This window comes from Pedobacter sp. W3I1, assembly GCF_030816015.1.
In the GTDB taxonomy this organism is placed as follows: domain Bacteria; phylum Bacteroidota; class Bacteroidia; order Sphingobacteriales; family Sphingobacteriaceae; genus Pedobacter.
Genome location: NZ_JAUSXN010000001.1, coordinates 4,629,959 through 4,653,084, shown reverse-complemented (window position 1 = coordinate 4,653,084; position 23,126 = coordinate 4,629,959). Strand labels below are relative to the sequence as shown.

At 42.4% G+C, this 23,126-nt stretch carries 15 protein-coding genes; 8 read left to right on the top strand and 7 right to left on the bottom strand.

All coding sequences use genetic code 11. The features are described from left to right. Position 1: 1 nt before the first annotated feature. On the bottom strand, positions 2-706 hold the full coding sequence (locus tag QF042_RS18930; protein WP_307531295.1) for a response regulator transcription factor: 705 nt from the start codon (positions 704-706) through the stop codon (positions 2-4). A gap of 13 nt (positions 707-719) precedes the next feature. After that, complete coding sequence (locus QF042_RS18925; protein ID WP_307531293.1) at positions 720-2,153, bottom strand: sensor histidine kinase KdpD; 1,434 nt, start codon at positions 2,151-2,153, stop codon at positions 720-722. A gap of 236 nt (positions 2,154-2,389) precedes the next feature. On the opposite strand from QF042_RS18925, the gene QF042_RS18920 reads away from it, so the two are divergent. The 6 genes from QF042_RS18920 to QF042_RS18895 all read left to right on the top strand — a co-directional run bounded on the left by QF042_RS18920 (position 2,390) and on the right by QF042_RS18895 (position 12,598). Beyond that, positions 2,390-3,799 (top strand): alpha-L-fucosidase, encoded by a 1,410-nt coding sequence (locus QF042_RS18920; RefSeq protein WP_307531291.1) that lies wholly within the window; start codon positions 2,390-2,392, stop codon positions 3,797-3,799. Between the two features lie 139 nt (positions 3,800-3,938). Next, on the top strand, positions 3,939-7,181 hold the full coding sequence (locus tag QF042_RS18915) for a TonB-dependent receptor (protein ID WP_307531289.1): 3,243 nt from the start codon (positions 3,939-3,941) through the stop codon (positions 7,179-7,181). A gap of 11 nt (positions 7,182-7,192) precedes the next feature. Beyond that, positions 7,193-9,118, top strand: a complete 1,926-nt coding sequence (locus QF042_RS18910; protein ID WP_307531287.1) for a RagB/SusD family nutrient uptake outer membrane protein — start codon at positions 7,193-7,195, stop codon at positions 9,116-9,118. Between the two features lie 16 nt (positions 9,119-9,134). Continuing rightward, positions 9,135-10,400: a DUF5000 domain-containing lipoprotein gene (locus QF042_RS18905; RefSeq protein ID WP_307531285.1), complete on the top strand. Its 1,266-nt coding sequence runs from the start codon at positions 9,135-9,137 to the stop codon at positions 10,398-10,400. Between the two features lie 12 nt (positions 10,401-10,412). Then, complete coding sequence (locus QF042_RS18900) at positions 10,413-11,621, top strand: DUF4998 domain-containing protein (protein WP_307531283.1); 1,209 nt, start codon at positions 10,413-10,415, stop codon at positions 11,619-11,621. Between the two features lie 35 nt (positions 11,622-11,656). Further along, positions 11,657-12,598: a hypothetical protein gene (locus QF042_RS18895; protein WP_307531281.1), complete on the top strand. Its 942-nt coding sequence runs from the start codon at positions 11,657-11,659 to the stop codon at positions 12,596-12,598. Positions 12,599-13,243: 645 nt separating this feature from the next. Here the strand turns inward: QF042_RS18895 and QF042_RS18890 are convergent. From QF042_RS18890 to QF042_RS18870, 5 genes are all read right to left on the bottom strand, one after another. Beyond that, a complete protein-coding gene (locus QF042_RS18890; protein WP_307531279.1) occupies positions 13,244-15,235 on the bottom strand; it encodes an FAD-dependent oxidoreductase in 1,992 nt (663 codons plus the stop codon). Beyond that, positions 15,235-16,914, bottom strand: coding sequence for a RagB/SusD family nutrient uptake outer membrane protein (locus QF042_RS18885; protein ID WP_307531277.1), 1,680 nt, complete (start codon positions 16,912-16,914; stop codon positions 15,235-15,237). Before QF042_RS18885 ends, QF042_RS18890 begins: the two co-directional genes overlap by 1 nt. A gap of 11 nt (positions 16,915-16,925) precedes the next feature. Further along, on the bottom strand, positions 16,926-20,234 hold the full coding sequence (locus QF042_RS18880; protein WP_307531275.1) for a TonB-dependent receptor: 3,309 nt from the start codon (positions 20,232-20,234) through the stop codon (positions 16,926-16,928). Positions 20,235-20,307: 73 nt separating this feature from the next. Further along, positions 20,308-21,432, bottom strand: coding sequence for a FecR family protein (locus QF042_RS18875; protein WP_307531273.1), 1,125 nt, complete (start codon positions 21,430-21,432; stop codon positions 20,308-20,310). A 42-nt stretch (positions 21,433-21,474) separates the two neighbouring features. Next, positions 21,475-22,011, bottom strand: a complete 537-nt coding sequence (locus QF042_RS18870) for an RNA polymerase sigma factor (RefSeq protein WP_307531271.1) — start codon at positions 22,009-22,011, stop codon at positions 21,475-21,477. A gap of 318 nt (positions 22,012-22,329) precedes the next feature. Between QF042_RS18870 and QF042_RS18865 the strand changes: the two genes are divergently transcribed. Together QF042_RS18865 and QF042_RS18860 are read left to right on the top strand one after the other, a co-directional pair. Continuing rightward, a complete protein-coding gene (locus QF042_RS18865; protein ID WP_307531269.1) occupies positions 22,330-22,494 on the top strand; it encodes a hypothetical protein in 165 nt (54 codons plus the stop codon). 432 nt (positions 22,495-22,926) lie between these two features. Continuing rightward, entirely contained in the window at positions 22,927-23,088 is a 162-nt protein-coding gene (locus QF042_RS18860; RefSeq protein WP_307531267.1) for a hypothetical protein, read from the top strand. The last annotated feature ends 38 nt before the right edge of the window (positions 23,089-23,126 follow it).

Below are 23,126 nucleotides of genomic sequence, written 5' to 3'. Positions count from 1 at the left end.
ATTATTTAACCTTTAAAATATATCCTAATCCATATACATTTTCTATACTAACCTGTTCTGAAACTTTAAAAAGCCTGCGCAGCCTTGAAATGAATACTTCAAGGCTTTTTCCATTGAAATAATCATCATTTCCCCATAATGCTAACAAAATATCCTTTTTTTTAACTACCTGATTAATATTGCCTGCCAAATGATCCAGTACTTCGGATTCCCTTACGGTGAGGGAAATCTCTTTGTCATCGGGCATTAGCACAAACAGCTGGTCTTTTTTGTACCGGATATCGCCAATATGGATAAATCCCAGGCTGGGCGCTGACTGTGTCTTTGGATTGCTGGAAAACTTATTGATGATATTTCCTATCCTTAATACCAGTTCTTCGATTTCGAATGGCTTTGATATATAGTCTATTGCACCAATTTTGAGGCCCCGAAGGCGGTCCTGTTTTTCGTTATGTGCCGTTAGAAAGAAAAAAGGTTGATTGGAATTGATTTTTACCAGCTCTGATGCAAGGTCAAAGCCGTTCATATCTGGTAACTGTACATCCACAATAACCAGTTTGTTATCCAGCCAGTTTGCGCTATAATACGCCAATGCTGCTGAAGCAGTTTTGAACCAGAGCACACTAAATCCCCGCAACTTCAGGTATTCTGAAATCACATTGCCCAGGTCTGTTTCATCTTCAATTATTACGATATCATAAATCATAAAATTCTTCGGGTTAATGATTGGCACTAATTATGGCCTGCTCGCCAGGAATATGAATCATAAATTCGGTCCCTTTTCCCAGTGCTGTTCTTACGCTGATTTCCCAGCCATGAATATCAATACATTGTTTAACGTAATATAAGCCCAGCCCCAGCCCTGAAATAACATTATCTTTGCCCGCACGGAAAAACTTGTCGAATATTTTTTCTTTCATTGTATCTTCAATTCCCTTTCCGTTATCTTTAATATGGATGGTATATCCGCCATTATTGCTTGTAATAAAGAGCACCGTCATCTTTATTTCGCTATGATTGTGCTTAAAAGAGTTGTCGAGGATGTTCTGTAACATGGTGGTAAACACAAAAGGATCGATCATGATCATTATTTCCGAACCATGAGGATCAAAAGTAAGGCTATTTGGAGCCTGGACTTTTATTTTATAGTCGTTAACCAAAGTGAGAATTGCATAATTAAGATCTGTTTCCTCCAGGTTGATGTTGTTGTTGATTTCCGAAATTTCCAGCATCTGGTTAATGTGGGAATGAAGCCGGCGGGCCTGTCTCTCTACAATATTTACAAGCGCATCTACGCGTGCCCTGTCATTAAGCACCTCATCTTCATGCAGGCTTTTGCTGGCCACTAATATGGTGGTAATGGGGGTGTTAAATTCATGTTTAATACTGTTTAGGAAATCAGATTTAACATCTGTTTCTTTTTTCTGCCGCATCCAGCTGATATAGGTGTAATAATTAATGCCTACAATAATGACAATACACAGGGCAACCAGCAAAAACGTAGGTAACATTTGATACGCTACTTTTAAAGTACGGCCCGGAGGATCAACAAAAAGATTAAAGGTAATTCTATAATCGTAAACCAGTTTACCACTAACAGAAAGGTTGGTTACCCTGTTCTGAATATTTGGATCAGTTAATGTACCATCAATGATAACGCCAAACGGGGTTTTTTGGTCTGCTTTAAAATCGGTATGAGTTTGGTTGTCGAATATGGTAATATTCCCGATTTTGGTATCGAAGTTAATCTCTATTGACTGGAATGTAAGCAGGTATTGTAAGTTGCTATCTAAACCGTTCCTTTTTACAATCGAGCGGAAAACACTGTCCATGGTACTTTGCTTTTGCAGTTCTTTCAGCAGTGTATTGCTAATGCTTTGCGACAATCTAACAAATTCTTTCCTGTTGTTTAAATAAGCTTGTTTGAGCTGAGGCATATTCCTGGAGAGAATCGAATCAATAATCTTTCCTCCGCCTTTATAAACTTTATCTTCTGATATACTGCGTCCATATTCATCGTTAATCAGCGTTTTTTCCTTTAAACTATAGTCTCTGTCCCTCAATACATAAGAATTATAGGTTAACCTGAGCTGTACCAGAAGCAAAATCAGAAAACTGACCAATACTACTGATTTATATATACGATCTTTCATTTTATCCCTTAAAAATAGACGTATTATTTCATAAATACCATAACGTTAAGCTTTTGTTAGGTTTCTGTTACGTTTTCGTTCGACAAATTCTTTCCATGTCGGGTGTAGCTTTGAATAATAAAGTTTGATGCCGCCTGTAAATCAGATTTTTATTGATTGATCGAAATTGATTAATAAGCAGGCCGGTCCCATCTTTCAATTAACTAACACAAATACGTAAACCAAAAACAACAGAAATGACCTTTAAAAGGATTTTATCATTATTACTTATCGTTTCGGGAACGACATCTATTTACCCGGCAATGGCCCAGCAAAAATCGGCTAATAAATCCTTACCAGAGCTTCAGCAGGATTTTGTCGATCTTGGACTGGGCATGTTTATCCATTACGGGATGCCTACTTTTATGGATCAGGACTGGTCTGATCCGGACGCCGATCTTTCACTGTTCCAATCGCCAAAACTCAATGCTGATCAATGGGCAAAAGCCGCAAAATCTGCTAACATGACCTATGGCTGCCTTACTACCAAACACCACAGTGGCTTTCCGATCTGGAATACCAAAACTACAACATATAATGTGATGAATACGCCGCTAAAACGAGATGTGGTTAAAGAATATGCAGATGCTTTCCGTAAAAACGGATTAAAGGTAATGTTATATTATTCTATACTAGATACCCACCATGGCATCCGCCCAAATCAGATTACAGCAGCCAACGTTAAGATGATCAAAGATCAGATTACCGAACTGCTAACCAATTATGGTGAGATTACTGCCCTTATTATCGATGGATGGGATGCGCCATGGTCGAGGATTTCTTATGATCAGGTACCTTTTGAGGATATCTATTACCTAATTAAATCGTTACAGCCTAACTGTCTGGTAATGGATTTAAATGCCGCGAAATATCCTACTCAGGCATTATTTTATACGGATATCAAATCTTACGAACAAGGTGCCGGCCAGTTTATTTCTAAAGAGAACAACAAACTTCCGGCGCTTGCCTGTCTTCCGCTTCAGGCCAACTGGTTCTGGAAAACCTCTTTCCCTACTACCCCTGTAAAAAATGTACCAGAGCTTGTGAATAAATTTATTATTCCATACAACGGTGCATATTGCAATTTTATTCTCAATGTAGCGCCAGGTAAAAACGGTTTAATCGATGATAATGCTTTGGCAGCACTTAAAGAAATGGGCCAGATTTATAAAAAACCTGCAGATCTTCCACGTATTCCTGTGCACGCTGCACCAATCATTTCGAGCAACATTGCGAAGCACGTAAAAAGTAACAGCAGCTGGAGTGATGATATGAATATCATGGATTTTGCCAATGATGATGATTTCGGTTCAAGCTGGTCATCCAATCACACCGTAAAATCGCCATGGTATGAGCTGAATTTCGAAAAAGCTGTTCCCTGTAATATGGTGGTACTTACAGCGGGCAATAACAGAAAAGCCACCTACAGTTTACAGTACTATACAAATGGTAAATGGAATGCTTTAACTGCAAAAAATGAGGGCGAGAAAAAGGTGAGTATTTTTAGGTTCGAGCGCATCTGGTGCGAAAAAATAAAGGTAACCATTACCGACTTTGATAGCTCGCCCGCTATTGCTGAACTAGGGGTATTTAACGAAAGAAAATAAGATGTTAGCCGGATCATTTTTGGCCCGGCTAATTTATTAACTGCTCTTGTTTGACAGATACAGAAGGAAATTGACTACTCCAATTGATGGCGGCAAACTTTTTTTGAAATAATCTAAACATAAAAACCAACCAAACTTTATGAACCAAAATTTTACTGCTAAGGTAAGGCATTTGCCTTATCTGGGAAACCTCTGGGTACTGTTCGCAGTATTTAGTGCCTGTTTATTGCTTTTGGGCAGTCCCACTTATGCGCAACAGGGCGCAACAATCAAAATTACCGGTACTGTTAAAGATTCGCTTGGCCTTGGAATTCCGGGGGTAAGTCTTCAGGTTAAAGGCCAGGGTACTATGGGAACCATTACCGATGGCGATGGTAAATTCTCGCTGAACGCCGCAGTCAAATCTACGGTTGTAGTATCATCTGTAGGATTTAAACAGATTACCTTTATTGCCGATCCATTAAGGCTAAAGGTAGATCTGGTACTGCATTCGGATGACAATAATCTTTCGGATGTAGTGGTTACTGCTTTTGGAAAGAAGGAGCGGAGAGAAGCCATGGTAGGGTCTGTTACCAGCATTACCCCTTCGAAGTTGAAGATTCCATCCAGCAACCTAACCAATGCCTTGGCCGGACAGATTGCCGGGGTAGTGGCCTACCAGCGGAGCGGCCAACCGGGGCTTGATAATTCTACATTTTTTATTCGTGGGGTAACTACATTCGGGTACAAACAAGATCCATTGATCCTGGTAGATAACGTAGAGCTCACGCCAACCGATCTTGCCCGGCTACAGGTTGATGATATCGCCAGCTTCTCCATCTTAAAGGATGCCAGTGCCACGGCGTTGTATGGTGCCAGGGGAGCTAACGGTGTAATTTTGGTTACCACAAAAGAAGGTGTTGAAGGTAATGCGAAAGTAAACGTCCGTTTTGAAAACTCCATTTCACAGGCTACACAAAACCTGGAAATTGCCGACCCTATTACTTTTATGAAGATGTATAATGAGGCCATCACCACACGAAATCCTTTAGGAGTGCCAAGGTTTAGCCAGAACGATATTTATAACCGCGAGCAAACTTTAAGTGGTGCACCGGGGAGCAATAAGTACGTATATCCTGCAGTAAACTGGATTGATGAATTGTTTAAAACCAGCACCAACAACCAACGCCTCAACGGAAGCGTAAGCGGAGGGGGAAAGATTGCAAGATACTACATCGGTACCTCTTATAACCGCGATAACGGGATATTAAAGGTAAGCCCTGTGAATAACTTCAACAATAACGTGAAACTCGAGAACTACCAGCTCCGTTCCAATGTCAACATCAATGTTACGCCTACCACAGAAGTGGTGCTGAGGCTGTCGGGAACTTTTGATGAATACAACGGGCCGATTACCGATGACGGCTCTTTCTCTGCCGACCTTTATAAAAAGGCACTTCATACCAGCCCTGTGCTATTTCCTGCTTTTTACCCATCTGATCCTTCACTAGGGATCGATACGCATATTCTTTTTGGCAACAGCTCAACGGAGGGTACCGGAAATACAGTTGGGTTTTCCAATCCTTATGCAGATATGATGAAGGGATATAAATCTTTCTCGAGGTCAAGAATGTCGGCACAGCTTGAGCTGAACCAGGATCTTAATTTCCTGACTAAGGGACTAAGCTTTAAAGGAATGTTTAATACCAATAGATATTCCTATTTCGATTTGACCAGGCAATATTCTCCGTTTTTTTACAATGTAGCATCTTATGACAGGATCAGCAATCAATATAGCCTCAACTGGATCAATAACCAGCCTGGCCAGGCTTCAGAGTACCTGAGTTTTGAGCCAGGGTTTAAAGACATTAATACATTCGTTTACATGCAGGCGGTTGTAGATTACTCGAGGCAAATCGGTAATAAACATAACATCAGCAGTACATTGATCGCCACCAGGCAACAACGTTTATATGCCAATGCGGTAGATCCGGCTACCAATTTATCCAGCCTTCAGTATTCGCTTCCTTACCGGAATGTAGGCCTATCGGGAAGGTTAGGTTATGGATACGATAACCGTTATTTTGCTGAGTTTAACTTTGGCTATAACGGATCGGAGCGTTTTGCTGAAAAGAACAGGTTTGGTTTCTTTCCAACGATCGGCGGATCATGGGTAATTTCCAATGAATCATTCTGGAACGGCGGCTTAAAAGAGGCTGTGAATAAGCTTAAATTGCGCGCAAGCTATGGTCTTGTTGGTAACGACGCCATTGGTGCACAGCGTTTCTTCTATCTTTCGAACGTGAACCTGAATGGCGGTAACCCTGCCTATTTTGGGCAGGCCAACAGCGTTACCAGGCCAGGGGTAAGCATTACCAATTATGCCAATGATGCCGTTACCTGGGAAACTTCCAGACAAACCAATATCGGACTTGAGATCAGTCTTTTTAAAAGCCTGAATATTATTGCCGAAGTATACAAACAGCACCGTTACAATATTTTGATGCAGCGTGCCTCTATTCCTGCCAGTATGGGACTAGAATCGGGTGTGAGTGCAAACCTAGGAACCGCCGATTCGAGAGGGATAGATTTTTCTGCCGATTATAGTAAAACTTTTAGGGGCGGATTTTGGATGTCGGGAAGGATGAACTTTACCTTTTCGCAGAATAAATACGGACAATACGAACAACCAGCCTATAAAGAACCATGGAGAATACTCTCCGGACAGAAAATTGGGGTAAGATGGGGTTACATTGCCGAGCGTTTGTTTGTTGATGACCAGGAGGCGGCAGCTTCGCCAACACAGCTATTTGGCGCAGGTGCTTCGGCACCTAAAGGTGGAGATATTAAATATACCGATGTAAATAATGATGGGAAAATTACCGAGGCCGATCAGGTTTTTATTGGTTTGCCATCAACCCCAGAGATTGTTTATGGTGCAGGGCTTTCAATGGGATTTAAAAAGATCGATCTTTCGCTTTTCTTCCAGGGTGTGGGCCGCACCAGTTTCTTTATCGATCCATCACAAGTTAGTCCTTTCCTATCTAACAGGCAAGTGCTTCAGCCTTTTGCCGATAGCCATTGGACAGAAGAAAATCAGGATTTATATGCCAAATACCCACGTTTGGGAACCACTTCTTCTGAAATCAGCAACAACCTCCAAACCAGTTCATGGTGGATGCGTGATGGTGCTTTCATCAGGCTGAAGTCGGTAGAAATAGGCTATACTTTCCCTGATAAGTTATCAAAAAAGGTATTTCTGTCTAACTGCAGGATCTATTTTAATGCTTTAAATCCGCTCACCTGGAGCAGGTTCAAAGACTGGGATCCGGAGCTGGCCTCAAATGGCTTCAGCTACCCGATCCAGAAAGTGTATAACATCGGAATCAACGTAAACCTATAAGCACGCTTGTAATGAAATTCAACATAAAACTTCTCATACTCATTGCAGTGATTTCGGGAATGACCCTTTCCTGCAAGAAATACCTGGATGTAACGCCAGATAATGTGGCCACAATCGATTATGCTTTCAGAAACCGAAACGAGGCCGAGAACTACCTTTTTACCTGTTACTCTACCCTGCAGAACATGGGCCCATCCAATAGTGATGCCGCTTTTACCACTTCAGGAGAGATTTATTTCCCCAACACTTTAACCGAGGCTACATTGGGCAGTAGGGATGCGGAGCAGGGTTTCCACCTCATCAGGGGAGTACAGAGCACTGATAATCCCTCACTAAATTATTGGGATGGAGAACAGCTTGGCCAGCCTATATTTAAGGCCATCAGAAGATGTAATATTTTTCTCGAAAATATTGACCGGCCAAAAGACCTGGCTCAATTTGAACGCAACCGCTGGATTGCTGAGGTAAAGTTTTTAAAGGCTTACTACCATTTTTATCTGTTAAGGATGTATGGTCCAATTCATTTGATTAAACAGAATCTGCCGATAGATGCCGGCACAGATGAGGTAAGGATAAAACGAGAACCTGTAGATGTTGCATTTGCCTACATTGTATCCTTATTGGATGAGGCAACCCCTGATCTTCCACGTACCATCCAGGATCCGGCACGTAGCCTGGGCAGGATTACTCAAAACATCGCCCTGTCGGTTAAGGCAGAGGTACTTACCACGCAAGCGAGCCCCTTTTTTAATGGCAATCCTGATTATGCTGGTTTTAAGGATAAAGATGGTGTTAACCTGTTTCCTGCAGCTTTTAGTGCAGAAAAATGGAATAAGGCAATGCTTGCCTGCCAGGCCGCTATAAAGTCATGCGAAGAGAGTAACCTTTCGCTTTATCATTTTAGTTCTCCGGGCAATCTTCCAAGCATACCCGCACCATTAAAAACCGTAATGGACATCAGGCAGAGCATTACCGAAAACTGGGAAAAAAATCCTGAGGTAATCTGGGCGCTTAATCCTGAATTCGGCCTGCAATCAATGGCTATGCCGAGGCTTACCAATGCCATGGTACAGAATATGGGTGGCGCGCCGGGTAACTTTGCCGTACCTATCGGAATGGCCGAACTCTTTTATTCGAAAAATGGTGTCCCAATGGCTGAAGATACTGGTTTCGATTACAGAGGACGTTATACCGTTGCTGCAGCACCTACCGAAAGTAAATACTATTTAAAAAGCGGTTATCAAACCATAAAAATGCACATGGATCGGGAGCCTCGCTTTTATGCCGATTTATCTTTTGATGGAAGCTGTTTTTTTGGTAACGGCCAAACAGATCCAGAAAATATGCTCTATGTGCAGGCCCGTGGCGGAACTTCGCTTGCCGGTCCGAAAGACAATATCAGAGTTAACGTATCAGGATACTGGCCAAGCAAACTGGTAAATTACCAATCTGTTTTTGGTACCGAGGTTACCCAGGCAAGTTTCAGAATCCCGCTAATCAGGCTTGCCGGACTTTATCTGCTGTATGCAGAAACGCTTAACGAGGTAAATGGCCCTACCGCTGATGTATATACCTATATTGATAAAGTACGTGCACGTGCAGGTTTAAAAGGTGTTAAAGAGTCGTGGGCAAGCTATTCAACTAATCCAGGCAAGGCTTCGAGTAAAGATGGCCTCCGATCGATTATCCAGCAGGAACGGCGAATTGAGCTTTGTTTTGAAGGCAGAATAGGGTGGGACTTAAGGCGCTGGAAGGTGATGCAGGATGTACTCAGCAAACCACTTCAGGGCTGGAATATTCAGGATACCACGCCTGAAGGTTACTACCGTCAGCGCAATCTGGTAATCCCTGTATTTGGGCTGAAAGACTATTTGTGGCCAATTAAATACAACGACCTGATTGTAAATCCGAACCTGGTTCAAAATCCTTATTGGTAAAATTAAATAGAAGATAATGAAAATTAGATCAAAAATATATAACAGGCTTTTTGCATTGCAGTTTATTGCCATGTTACTTGTGGCCTGCTCGTTTTACTCCTGTAAAGAAAGTGAAGGTTTTAATGAGGTGGTATCGAAAGATATGACAAAACCCGGAGCACTCACAGGAGTAAAAGTAGAAAACCTGGCTGGTGTTGCAGTAATTTCCTATGTGCTGCCCAATTCCGAAAACCTGCTCTATGTACAGGCCGAATACCGGATCAATTCGCGGACGGTAAGGCAGAGTAAATCTTCTTACTATAGCGACACCATCAAGGTAGAAGGCTTTGAAAAAAGCGGCGATTACGATGTTACGCTTTACGCTGTATCGCGTGCGAATGTGAAAAGTGATCCTGTACAGGTACGTGTACATCCTGCAACACCATCTTATCTGTCCGTTTATCCGACGGTTCAGCTTCAGGCCGATTTTGGCGGAGTAAATGTAATCGCCAGTAACCCGGCTAAGAAACCAATTGGGGTGATAGTGATTTCCAATGATAAAACAACAGGGAAAATGCTTCCCATAGAACAGTTCTACACCGAAGCCGAAAACATCAATTTTAGCGTAAGGGGATTTGATACCCTAAAAAGAGATTTTGGCGTATATGTAACCGATAGATGGGGAAATATATCCGATACCTTATATAAATCAATCAGCCCCATATTTGAGATTATGGTACCAAAAGCGCAGTTCAGTGAATATCGGCTACCATCAGATTCTCCACTGGGTGCAACAGGCCTTGGATGGAATACTTCGAGGTTGTGGGATAACAATACTTCCGATCCTGGGTGGCATACTGAGGCCGGTTATAGCAAGCCTCTTCAGCTCTGCACATTTGATATGGGCGTACTTACCAAGCTCAGTCGTTATAAATTGTGGGAAAGAGGAGAAGCCTATGGTAACGATTATTCTTACAATCATGGTAATCCTAAGACCTGGACACTCTGGGGATCAGCCAAAACTGCACCGGCAGATATCGAATTACCGGTAACATCGGCAAAAGGCACTGTAGTTGGCGACTGGATCAACCTGGGCAATTTTACCTGTCCGCCGCCTCCATCTGGTAATGCACCCGGACAAACCACACCTGTGGATCTTGCCGCTGTAAAAGCCGGGTTCGAATTTAACATTGCACTTGATATTCCTAAAGTGAGGTTTATCAGACTGGCCGTTAACTCGACCTGGGGAAATGCAGATTTTGCCCACGTGATGGAATTATCTTTTTGGGGAAATACCAATTAAAAATTAAAGAAGATGACAACTAGACATATAAACAGCATTTTTATGGTTTTTATGGCCATTATAGTTCTTTGTGGCTGTAGCAAGGATGCACTTGATTACAGAAAATACCTTGATGGAAAAGAACGGATATATCCAGGCTTTGCCGGCAAGGTTGGTGCTGCACCAGGAAATTACAGGGTAAAGCTCAACTGGAAGGCAAGTCCTGATCCGAGTGTAACCCATTACCGGATCTTCTGGAACAATTCGGCAGATTCATTGGAAATGAAAGCTCCGGACCGAAGCGTCACTGATGTATCGGTAATTATTCCCAAACTGGTAGAGTATAATTATTCCTTTACCATTTATTCTTACGATAAGGCTGGCAATAAATCGGTGCCTGTTCAGATCAGCAACGTAAAGATTTACGGTGATAGCTACAAATCGAGTCTTACCAACAGATTCCTGGTTTCTGCTAATCCTTATCAACTGGACGACAGCGGCATCACGCTCAACTTTGAAAAACCTGATACCATTAACATTGCAACCGAAATACGATATACTTTTAAAGATGGTACCATTCACAAAAGCTCGCTAAGCCCTGATGTAAATTCAATCAGGCTTGCCGACTATAAAACCGGAACAAAGATTTATTTCAGGTCGGCATACGTACCCGTAAAATCGGCAATTGATACCTTTTGTACAGCAGATTACGATTCTTTGAGCAATATTATGGTGCCGGTGGATAAATCACTGTTTCGTCCGCTAAAGCTAGCCAATGATGTGGGCACATATTCGAGTGAAACTTCTTTATCTAAACTTTGGAATGGCAATAAAGCACCAACCGGATATCCGGATATTTTCCATAGTGATGATAAGTCGCCGCTTCCACATCATTTCACTTTCGATATGGGGAAACCGGTATCAAACCTGGCACAGTTCGAGATCATCGGGCGCGACTGTTGTAATAATCCCACCAAATTTGAAATCTGGGGAATCGCAGATCTTACCGGAGCGGAAACGCAGTCGCCAGGCAATTCACCAGGGTGGACGGCAGAATCAAAAGGAAGAGGATGGACGCTGCTTAAAACGGTTGAACGTTCGGATGATGGATCGGCACCATTTAAAGTTACCCTGCCTGATGGCCTGCCCGCAATGAGGTATATCCGAATTCGGGTAATAGAAGTGGCCAGTGGCGATGCCTATTACAGTAATATTAGCGAAATATCGTTCTGGAATAAATAGGGATCTCTTCTGTATAATAGAGGAATAATACGATTATGAATAATACTAAAGCAATCATTTATTTACTAGTCCCAATTTTTTTATTGGGACTAGTTTCAAAGTCCGAAGCTCAAGCTAAGGATCAGTCTAAAAAAACGATAATCACCCCTGATTCTGTATGGAAGGAGCACTGGTTTGAACATCAGGAAGAACTGAAACTGATAGAAAGTAATGCACATGTGGCTGTTTTTTATGATAAAAACATGCCGGCCAATGTTAAATGGCCTATCGCTGTAATGGCAGATTGTTGGGCCTATGTTAAACGTAACTATGGCGATTTCGGACCGGACCCAAAACTGTATGTGATCCTGCACCGCGCAATAGGCAAGGATTATGGAGGAGGGCATCCATCACCTTTTTTTGATGCGAGCCATGATTACCGGAACGTTATCGATTGTGGCTTAGCGCAATGGAACAATCCAGACGGAGAGCAGATTGGCATGCCGATCCATGAGATGGGACATATTGTAACCAGTGCCAGTCATGGCACGAAAGGCTCACCCTCTGATGTACTTTGGGGCGACAGTAAGTTTATGGAGATTTTCAATTATGATGTACTCAAAAACATAGGAATGACCAACGAAGCCTATAAGGTGTTTACACAAATGCAGACCCAGTACGACGACTTTCCGAGATCGGGAACACAATGGTTCAAAAACTGGTTTTTCCCTATTTATAATAAGTATGGTGAGGGAAAGGTGCTCAACAGGTATTTTGAACTCCTTGCATTAAACTTCCCAAAAAACAAAAACGGCCGGTTTAAAAGGGATCTGAATTTTGGAGAATTTATTCATTTCTGGAGTGGTGCATCTGGAGTAAACCTACAGGATGTTGCAGAAAAAGCTTTTGGTTGGCCGATCGAATACGATCTTCAGTTTAAGCAAGCCCAAAAGGATTTTCAGAAACTGAACTATGAAACTAAAGGTAGCAGCAGATAATTGCATCATTTAAAATATTCCTTCTAATACTTAATTAAATCAGGGCTTCAAACAAATCCCAGATGGATAAAATATCCGGTGAGGACCGGTCATACTTCAGTCGTAACAAGATTAATTCTTTTTATATGCTGATTTTAGTTTGGTGAAAACATAGGTTGTGGTGGATACCCAACCTATGTTTTAGTTTTATACTAATTGTTTCTGAAGATAAAGTGTGAGATATCGTTATTGCGAAGAGGAACGATGAAGCAATCTTAATGCAGCCCGCTATTAGCGATCGTTATAAGATTGCTTCCCCGAAAATCGGGGCGGGCTATCGGCTGAAAAGTCTTCTTGCAATAACGATTTTTTCTTACCTAATCTTCGTGTCTCGCTAAGTGAAGAGAAGGTGTCATCATTTTGAGCGTGTGCAACGAATTCTAGAAATCTATGTTTCAATTTGATATTACTCACAGATTTCTCCATTCCCCGATGCTTCAGTCGAAATGCGACATATAGGCATACTATTTATTATCTACGTTGCTTAATAACCTTAATTATCAAGCAATAGCAGACAATACAGGCCAATGATTGAACATCCGATTTTGAATCTCAAGAATGATAAATATGTACTTATCATTCTTGAGATTATTGTGAACTTAACTACTATGGAGAAGTAACCAATAGTACTGCATCGGCAACCACTTTCGGTCCTTTTGCTCTGATTTCGATGTAAGGTTGTCCCTTTCCGGTAAATGTATAGCTGCCAAGGCTTACCCATTCACCCGAAGTTTGACCAAGGACTTTAACCTCTGCACTCTTAATCAAAATGGTCTTGCTTTCCTTACCATCAAATACTGTGACGGTGGTTTCCGCGTCGGTGGCATCAAGTTTTGGATAATAGGTATATACATCATATTTTCCATTGGTTTTTGAGCCAGGCGTGTACCTTATAAATTTAGCCGTGTCTGCATCTTCGGAAGCCTCAAAATAATCAGGGCCGAAGCCCCCGCGGTTTTTTTTCGTCCAGTTGCCCTTTATCTGTACTTTATCGGTATCGTTGTTGTCGATCAGGATATCGGGAGTACTTCCATCAGCCAAGGGATCGCTTTTTAATTGTTGCTGTAAGCGGCTTACAGCAATTTTTTGCACGGAAAGTTTGCGGTCTATCGCCTGAACCGCTGCCATTGCCGAAGATTGTCCCAGTACCATGAAAACCGGTTCCATCCGGATAGAACCGTAGGCAATGTGTGTAGCAGAGAGGCACACCGGAACGATAAGATTTGAAGCTTCACTTTCCTTTGGTATGATTGCACGATAGGAAATGGGGTATGGGCCAAAGCCGCCCTCTTCAACATTTCCCTCGTTTTTGACCATGCCGTTTACAACAAGCCTGTCGCAATTGTGCGAATCCATTGTATAGGCTGCCATTCCGACCCCATCAGATACAACTTCTTTGCCCTGACAGTGGTGCTGGGTCATTACAAGGGCACCAACCATCCTTCGTGCTTCTCTTACGTAAAGCTGATGAGACCAGTTGCCGTTGCCTGTATATTCATCTTTGGGGTATCCCCATTGGCTGATCTCTTTTCGGATGTGCTCTGGGATACGGGGATCATGACCGACGAAATAAAGCAATCCCTTTGTGTAATTGGTATGGGCTTTCCAGATCTGTTCGCGTTTTAAATAATCTGCATCAGGGTATTCCCAGTTCATTCCGATCATATCGGTTGAAAATCCATTTCTATTATTGATATCTGTCTTTTGGTTTGGCATCCCGCTCCAGATAAAGACATCCTGTAGCGATTTCCAGTTTCTTTTTTCCATCTGTCTGATGAGCAGTTCATAGCGTTCAGGAACATAATCTTCAGGCTCGGTAATCGGAATCATATTAGCTGGGTTATTGGTGAGGCAGATCCTGAAATTATAGGCCTGTACCTTTTTATCTCCACTGCCTTTGTCAATAAGTTTTCCGGGACTAATTCCCCAAAGCAGTCCACTGGACGGATCGCCTTTAACTTTATAAGGGTCTATGCCGTCCGGAAGCTGATGCCCGTTCATGAGCTGTACACCATTGAAGGTTTCGTTATAAGTGCTGTTTGCTTCGCGCCCCACCGTATAGGATACCCCTGCTTTAGCCATCAGATCTCCCTCATAAGAGCAGTCAATAAATACTTTGGCCTTTACAGTGCCCACTTTCTTTTTTGCCTGATTTTCCAGCGTGATGGCTGTTATCAGGGTTCCTTTTTTTTCTATCCCAGTAATCCGGTTTTCGTAGAGGACAGGCACTTTCGCTTTTTTGATGTACTCGTTAAAGAGATTTTCGGCCACATGGGGTTCAAAGATCCATTGCTCAAACTTGCCATAATGTTTGCCTATTCTTCGGTAAAAATCGAGGGCAAGGCCGCTGATGGCATATTTATTTCCAATATCTGTCAGCCCCAGACCCCCAGAGCTCATACCGCCCAGGTTTTTTCCGGGCTCGATCAAAAGAACGGATTTTCCCGATCTGGCGGCGGTGTATGCTGCTATAACGCCGGAAGAGGTCCCCCCATAAATGCAGATGTCATAGTTTTTATACAATGCGCTTTGTGCTTTAAGACCTGTTAAAGGGCATATGATTGCGAGTAAAATGTATATAAAGATATTTTTCATCATTAGTATTTGGGATTTTGAATGAGTTTTGGATTGGTAACGATCTCTATATTCGGAAGCGGCCAAAGGTAATCCCGCCCGGTATCGAAAACACGTACTTCGATCACCCTAAGTTCTGCCCGATTTGGTACGGCACTGTAATCGGCAAGGCCATTTGCATCAATCTGTGGCGCCGATACCAATAAGCCTTTTTGTACCCTGCCATAAAAGTTTCCGGTCATCGCCTTATCAGCAATTTTCCACCTGCGCAGATCAGAAATTCTGAATCCTTCCATTGCCAGCTCATACATCCGTTCTTTACGGACCAGACTCCTGAACTCTACCATTGTTTTTCCTGTAGTGATCGGCGGCATGTTAACGCTAGGCCGCGTTCTTACCAGGTTTATGGCGTCATATACAGACTGGTCAAGCTGTCCGAGTTCATTTTTGGCTTCCGCATAAATCAGTAACATCTCTGCATACCGGATCTGGATCACATTCAGTTCCGAATTTGTCCGATCGGCCTTATCTTCCAGATCGACATATTTTTTCCAGCAGTAACCGGTAAAAGTGGCGAAGGCATTAAGTGCATCCTGGTTATCTACACGTGTAGCTGGGGTGGTATTGTAATTCCAGCATTTTACGCTGTCCCGGTGTGTTTCAAACTGGTAGTTGTAAAATATAGAACCTGGAACTGCTATGGTAAAGCCAAGCCGGGGATCTCTGTTTTTATATGGGGATGTAGGGTCGTAGAGGGGAGACTTGTCAATATTGAGCCCATCTGTACATGGATAGGCATCTACCAAGGACTGTGACGGTACTTTATTGGTAAAACCGAGTCCATTACGAGACACCAGGTTGTTAGGTGTGGAATGCATTTTTGTTTTTGATGCCTTCAGGTATTGAAAAGCCCATATGATCTCAGGCGAGTTTTGCCCGGCGTAAGAAAACAGTGTGCCGAAATTATTGTGCAGGCTATAAATTTTCAGATCCATAACCGCTTTTGCAGCTTCTGCAGCATCTGCCCATCGCTCATTGTTCAGGGCAGCTCTGGCTTTAATCGCCAATGCGGTACCCCTTGTTGCCCTTCCCACATCTGCAGCGCCATAGCTAACAGGGAGATCAGCAGCTGATTCAGTCAGTTCTTTGAGCACAAAGCTCAGCACCTCAGTTTTTGGCGTTTTAGGTAGTTGTGAATCTTCGAGTGTCAACACTCTGGTAACCAACGGTACGCTCCCAAAATAATCAATAAGGTACTGGTAAGTGTAGGCACGCATAAAACGTGCTTCAGCTTTACTTCTGTTGTAAATGGCAGCAGTGGCCTTATCTTTTACTTTGTCAATATTGTCTAAAATGAAATTACACTTGGCAATTACTTTGTATCCCTCTGTCCATACACTTAAAGAAAAGCCGTTATTGCTATCCTGGTTCCCCTTGCCCAGACTCTGCAGCGCACTGTTATTCCTATCCCAACCGATATCGGTACTGTTGTCGGTAAGCAGGTTAAGGGGCATATTATCTAAAGGGGCATAACTTGCGTAACGGTACAGGCCGTTTACCGCCAATATCAGTTCATCCTGGTTGCTGAAAAACGATTCGTCAGAAGGGCCGCTTAAAGGGCTTTTATCCAGGTAGTCTTTTTGGCAGGATAATAGGGATGTGCATAAAAGCACAAGGATTAAATGGTATATTTTAGTTTTCATCTGTTCTGTTTTTAAAAAGTGGCTTCTAAACCGAAACTATAAACCTTAACCTGAGGGTATATATTCCCACCGCCAACCGGCGCTTCTACATCATATCCATCCCAGAATCTGTCGAAGGAAGACAGGTTAGATCCGTTTGCAAAAATCCGAAGCCTTTTAATGGCAATTTTCTGGGCAATGCCAACTGGCAAAGTATAACCGATCTGGACGTTTTTTATCCTCAGGTATGATGCGTCTTTTAAAAAGAAGGTAGAAACCTGTTCGTTATTGGTTTCACCGAAAGCAAGTCTGGGATATTTTGCATTGGGATTATCTGGTGTCCATCGGTCTTTGTTATCCTCTCTGATGGTTCCGCCTATTGCGCCACCAACATTAAATGGTAAGATACCAGGGCCTGCAAGATAGCCGTTTGCCTTACCAACCCCTTGGACCAGTACCGAAAAATCAAAACCTTTATAAGAACCGTTTAAGGTTGAAGCATAGGTGAATCTTGGTATGGTGCTGCCGATAACAGTTTTATCAGCCTCATTGATCAGGTTATCTCCGTTCTGGTCCTTATAACGGATGTCTCCGGCCTTTACCGTACCGAACTGTTTGGCATGGGCAGCCACCTCCGCATCAGAAGCAAAGAGTCCCTCGGCCTGGTAACCGAAAAGAGAACCGATCGAATAACCTTCACGGTTTACGGTCAATCCGGTCTGATTGACACCTTTGGTATCCACAATGGTGTTTTTTACGTCTGAAATGTTGAAGCTGACGTTATAATTAAAATCTTTTACCTTTCCTTTGTAGGCAAGACCAAGCTCCCAACCGTTATTATCAACAATTCCGGCATTCTGAAAGGGTTTGCCAACGCCTACTATCAATGGAATATCCAGTTGAAGCAGAATATCGCTTGTTCTCCGCCTGTAATAATCGGCAGTTATACTCAGGTTGTTAAACATTGTAAGGTCAATACCGATATTTTTTTCTTCTGTGGTTTCCCAGGAAATCATCTTGTTGGCAAGGTTATTTAAAGCCGCGGTATTTACAATCTGTTTTCCAAGGGTATAGGATTCAAGCAGAATTGTGGTGACAGAGGGGTAGGTGCCAATGTTCTGATTGCCTAATTTCCCCCATGAGAGCCTTAGTTTCGCTTCGTTAACCACTTTTTTTAAGCCAGCCATAAAATCTTCTTCCGAAATGCGCCAGCCTGCCGATGCAGATGGAAAAAAGCCATATTTATTTCCAGATGAAAAGCGCGACGACCCATCATAACGGGCGTTGACTTCCAGTAGATACTTGTTTTTATATACATAATTGAACCTGCCGAACAGCGATTGTAATGCCCATTCTTCTTCACTGCCTGTTGCCTGTTGGTTTAGGGCCGAACCAGCGTTCAACACCGGATAATCCGGCAAGATGTATGTATCACGGAAAGCGTTGGTCCATTCATTGAAATAATCCTCGCGTGATGCCCCGGCCAAAAATTTTAAGCTGTGGTTCCCAAATGTTTTTGAGGCAGTCAGCGTAGCACGCATGTTGTTAAAAAATGATTCACTCTTATTTTGTGCGAGCGAAGTTAGGGCAGGGGTAAGGAAACTTGTGGCGCCATTTGGCAGGTAAGACTGGATTGCCTTTCTGAAATTTTTTGATGAGGATAGCGCATATTTTGGTGAATAAGCTGCCTCTGCCTCTAGCCACTCAACGGGCTTATAGTTAACGGTAGCATTAATACTCCCAAAAGGCCCTCTGGTACGGTTGGTGCCGCCATCTTTACTGGCCGAAATTGGATTAGAACCGTTCCATCCGACGCCCCACTGGCCGCTTTGGTTGATGCCGATCTGATTTGCAGGGATTCCATTCATCCACTGAAAAATTTCACTCGATGCTGCTGCAGGATCAGTGGTGATGGCATTCACAAACTGGAGGTCTATCCGTGCCTTAAATTTTTCCGAGAACGTTATATCTGCGTTGTTCCGGATGGTGTAGCGTTTGAAACTTGAATTTTCAATGATCCCTTTCTGATCAAAAAGTCCAAACGAGCCCAGCAGTTTTACTTTTTGGGTTCCGCCCTGAATGGTCAGGAAATGGCTTTGCTGTAATCCTGATCCTGTCAGGGTTTCTTTCTGCCAGTCCGTGTTGGGATACAGATCGGAACTGACTCCACCCTGTTCACGGTATTTTTGAATCAGTGCTTCAGAATATAAAGGGGTACGCCCGGTGTTCACATAAGCTTCGTTGGTCAGCAGCATATGGTCTAATGCATCAACAAGGCCGGGCATATTCGTTGCTTCCTGCCAGCCGATATAATTGTTGTAAGATACATTTACCTGATCAGCAACTGCTCTTTTTGTGGTGATCAGAATTACGCCATTTGCGGCCCTCGAACCATAAATTGAGGATGAGGCCGCATCTTTTAAAATAGAGATGGACTCAATCAAATTGGGATCAATGTTGTTCATCGATCCTTCTATACCGTCAATCATTACAAGGGGATTCGAATCGAGAAAGTTTCCGATACCCCTGATCCTGATGGTCCCGCCGTCCCCTCCAGGTCTCCCTGAGCTTTGTCTCACGGTAACGCCAGGTGCCATTCCCTGCAAGGAAGCAGAAGTCTGTCCCATGGGCCGCGCAGCAAGGTCTTTGCCCGAAACCTGTGAAACCGCTCCGGTTAAATTTACTTTTTTCTGGACACCATAGCCCACGATAACGACTTCGTTCAGGTTCTCATCAATGGGAAGGAGTTTAATGTTTATCCTGTCTTTAGTTCCAACCTGTACTTCCTGCGTCGCGAACCCTATGTACGAAAATACAAGGATATCTCCAGCATTGGCATTGATTTTATACTGACCGTTTACATCGGTCACTGATCCGCCATTATTGCCTTTTATCTTTACGCTTACTCCCGGGACGGGTTTACCGGTCTCATCGGTAACAACGCCTGTCCGGTCTTCTTTTTTTTGTTCCCCGATGGGCTTGTTTTGAATGCGCTCTTCATTCTTTTCGGGAGATGTAGCCTTTTGTAGTACAATGTAATTCTCCTTTAAAACCCAGTCGAGCCTTTTTCCCTTTAAAGTAAGGTCCATCACTTCGGAAAGTTCTGCTTGTTTGAAATTGACAGAAATTTTTTCAGCATCATCCAGGAGCTTGTTGCTGTAAAAAACAGTGAGGCCGGTTTGTTTTTTGATTGTTCTGAATACAGAAGCAATGGTGATGTTTTTGCCTTCAATACTGATCCTGCCCAGTGTTTGGGGACTTGCCCCTGTAATGAGGATGAACAGCAGCATGAATGCAACCGGTAATGAAATCCGGCCCGGTCGGGTAAGGTTTTTGTTCATAACAGTTAAAGTTTATATTGGTTTCCCTTAAGATGCAACTGTAACCAAAATGGGTGAACGGAACCTGAAAAAATTATCTGAATGTTAATATTCCGCTTTCCAGTTTAGCCTTTATGCCTGAAGATAACTCTAAATTTGATAGCACAACACCCAGCGGAAGTTTCTTGTCGATTTCACCGGTAAAGGTCTGTTCGGATACAGCAGGGGATTTCCAGTTGATTTTTACATCGTACCAACGGCTGAGTACCTGTGCAATTTCCGCCAGGGACTTATTGTGGAAATAATAAGTGCCGTTCCGCCAGGACAGTACTTCCTGGGAATCAAAAGTTTTGATAGTGAGTTTACCGCTGTTATAGCTTACTTGTTGGTTTGGCTTTAACTTAATGGACTCATTTCCTTTTATGGCCGAAACTGATCCTGTTACTAAGGATGTCGCAAAGCTTTTTAAATCGTAGGCGTTCACATTGAAAGAAGTACCATGAGCCTTGATATCGGTAAATTCGGTATGTACAATAAATTCAAGATTTGGATTGTGGGCCACTTTAAAATAAGCTTCTCCAGTTAAATAGACTTGCCTTATTTTTTTATCGAAGCTATTGGGGAAACGTAGGCTGGAAGCAGAATTCATCCAGACTTCTGTTCCATCGGGCAGGGTAATCTTGTAATCTTTAGTTGGTGGTACGTACAGGGTTGCCCAATCTTTATTGCCAGCACCTGTTGGGGCATAACTTAATTCTTTTTGTTTGGTGTGTACTGTGGCACCATTCATGTTTATGATACGACCTGCTGTGAGTTCGATTATCTTGCCATTATCTGTTCTGAGATATACCTGCTGCTGTACAGTACCTTTCTCTTGAGATGTTAACTGCTGTTTATTAAAAAAATACCATACCAAAGGCAATCCGATGAGTAGCATTGCAGCGACACTGATGTACCGCCGGTTCCGCTCATAAAAAGATCTAACTGGTATTTCCGGAAGGTGAGGCTCAACATTTTCCCATGCTTTTGTCTCGTCGAGACCTGAGAGGAAAGATGCTGTACCTGGTCTTTTCATTTTTGATTTCAGCTCTTCCCAGAATTCCCTGGTATCGGGGTTTGCCAGAATCGCTTTTTCAGCAATAAAGTCATCGCCCTCACTTATCGTGCCTGCAATCTTTTCAAATAAAAGCCCTTTTATAAAATCCTCGTTATATTCCATCTCTTATTTATAGATGCAGTTATAGTATCATTAGGTGAACGCTCATCTGAATGTGATCAATTTTTCCTGTAACATTTTAACCGCAAGCTTCAAATGTGTCTTTATTGAATTAACAGAAAGCCCCATTTCATTGGCTGCATCCTGATATTTTTTGTCTTCCATGTAAACCAGCTTAAATGCTTTTTGGCGCTGGGCAGGAAGCTCGTTAAGGGCAAGGTTAATGGTATTTTCGCTGCTGATCTGTTCTGATTGTTCAATATCATCCTCCAGGTTTATCCTTTCGGTATATTCATCCATTTTTTGCCGGGTAACTTTTCTTGTCCTTAAGGCCATCAGGCATTGATTGTGCACAGCCCTGAAAAGGTAAGCTTTAAGGGAGCTGTTTACAGATTGGTAATGTGATTTCTGCCACATGGAAATAAACAGGTTTTGGACCAGATCTTCTGCCTCCATTTCGTCTTCCAGCATCATATATGCTTTTAGCGCGAGTGGTTTGTAATATTTTTTAAATACCAGTTCGTAAGCAGTTTTTTTGCCGTTCTTGAGGTCATTCAATAATATTTGGTCAGTGATCTCCATTAATATAGATTAAAGCAGGCGATAAATATATACTTTGAAATTCAGAAAAACAAGAAAGGGCGGGTGCTGGCCTAGTGCACTGATGTGATGTCTGTATTTTGTGGTAGGAGAGAATCTGATAGGGGACTCCAGGATGCTAAAGGATAGCAGTAGTCGGTAGTTGCCTAGCCAGTTTGATTGACCCCAGTCAGCAATTTGTTTTTTGGTGAAGAGGGGTCACTAGTTATGGCTTTTCCATTTCGGTGTTGGAAGTCACATATCGTTCGCAGTCCCAGTATTCTCTGGGCTATCAGGAAAAAGCAGTTCGCTCATAACGTATTGAAATTCAAAGAGAAAGAGTTGCTCTTTCTGGAGCAACCCTCTTCAAAAATGGGTAGAGTTCCCATTCGTACAGGGAATGATGAATTCTTTGAACACCTTTCAGGGTTTCTGGAGGTATTAGAAAGGATTTTGGAGAAAAAAAAGCTGCACAAAGAAGTTTAAAACTTTAAGAAAAAGTAAAGTTTTGGTGTTCTAAAAATCTTTCCCTCTCATGGTTGGGGAGATTTTTAGAACACTTTCCCGCAATTTTAATTGGGTGCTCCTGACAAGACCATTAACGAACTTTTTTATTGATGATTTGAAACGAATTGCAGATTTAAAAATTATAAAATAGCTTGTTTTTTGATTGACTTAATGTTTGCTTATCATTGAGTAGATCAAGTAGGGTCGAGGCGCATTTTGTCGACTCTGTATGACCATTGTGAAGCTATTGTACACTTCGAGAAGTTAGTTGCCAATCGCGTTAAAGGACATTATAGGAGCAAGAAAGACCGGATATAAGGCATGCATACCTGCTAGTTGGCGAATCATGTAATTTTTGGATATAATCAAGCGAGCATCAAAAGCAATACGAGAATACAAAAAAAGAACATTATGCCAAGAGGAACAAAAGTGGAAAGGAATTCTGTATCGAATCAGCCACATAAGCTTAAATATGAAGCTGGAAAAATGAATGTAAAAGCATCTGATATTAAGGATGCAAAAAAAAGGGGTTCAAGTCAGCGGAAGGAAATTGCAAAAAAAATAAAAAGTTAGCTGGCTTCACAATAAAATTGATGGGCGTTAGTATTAAT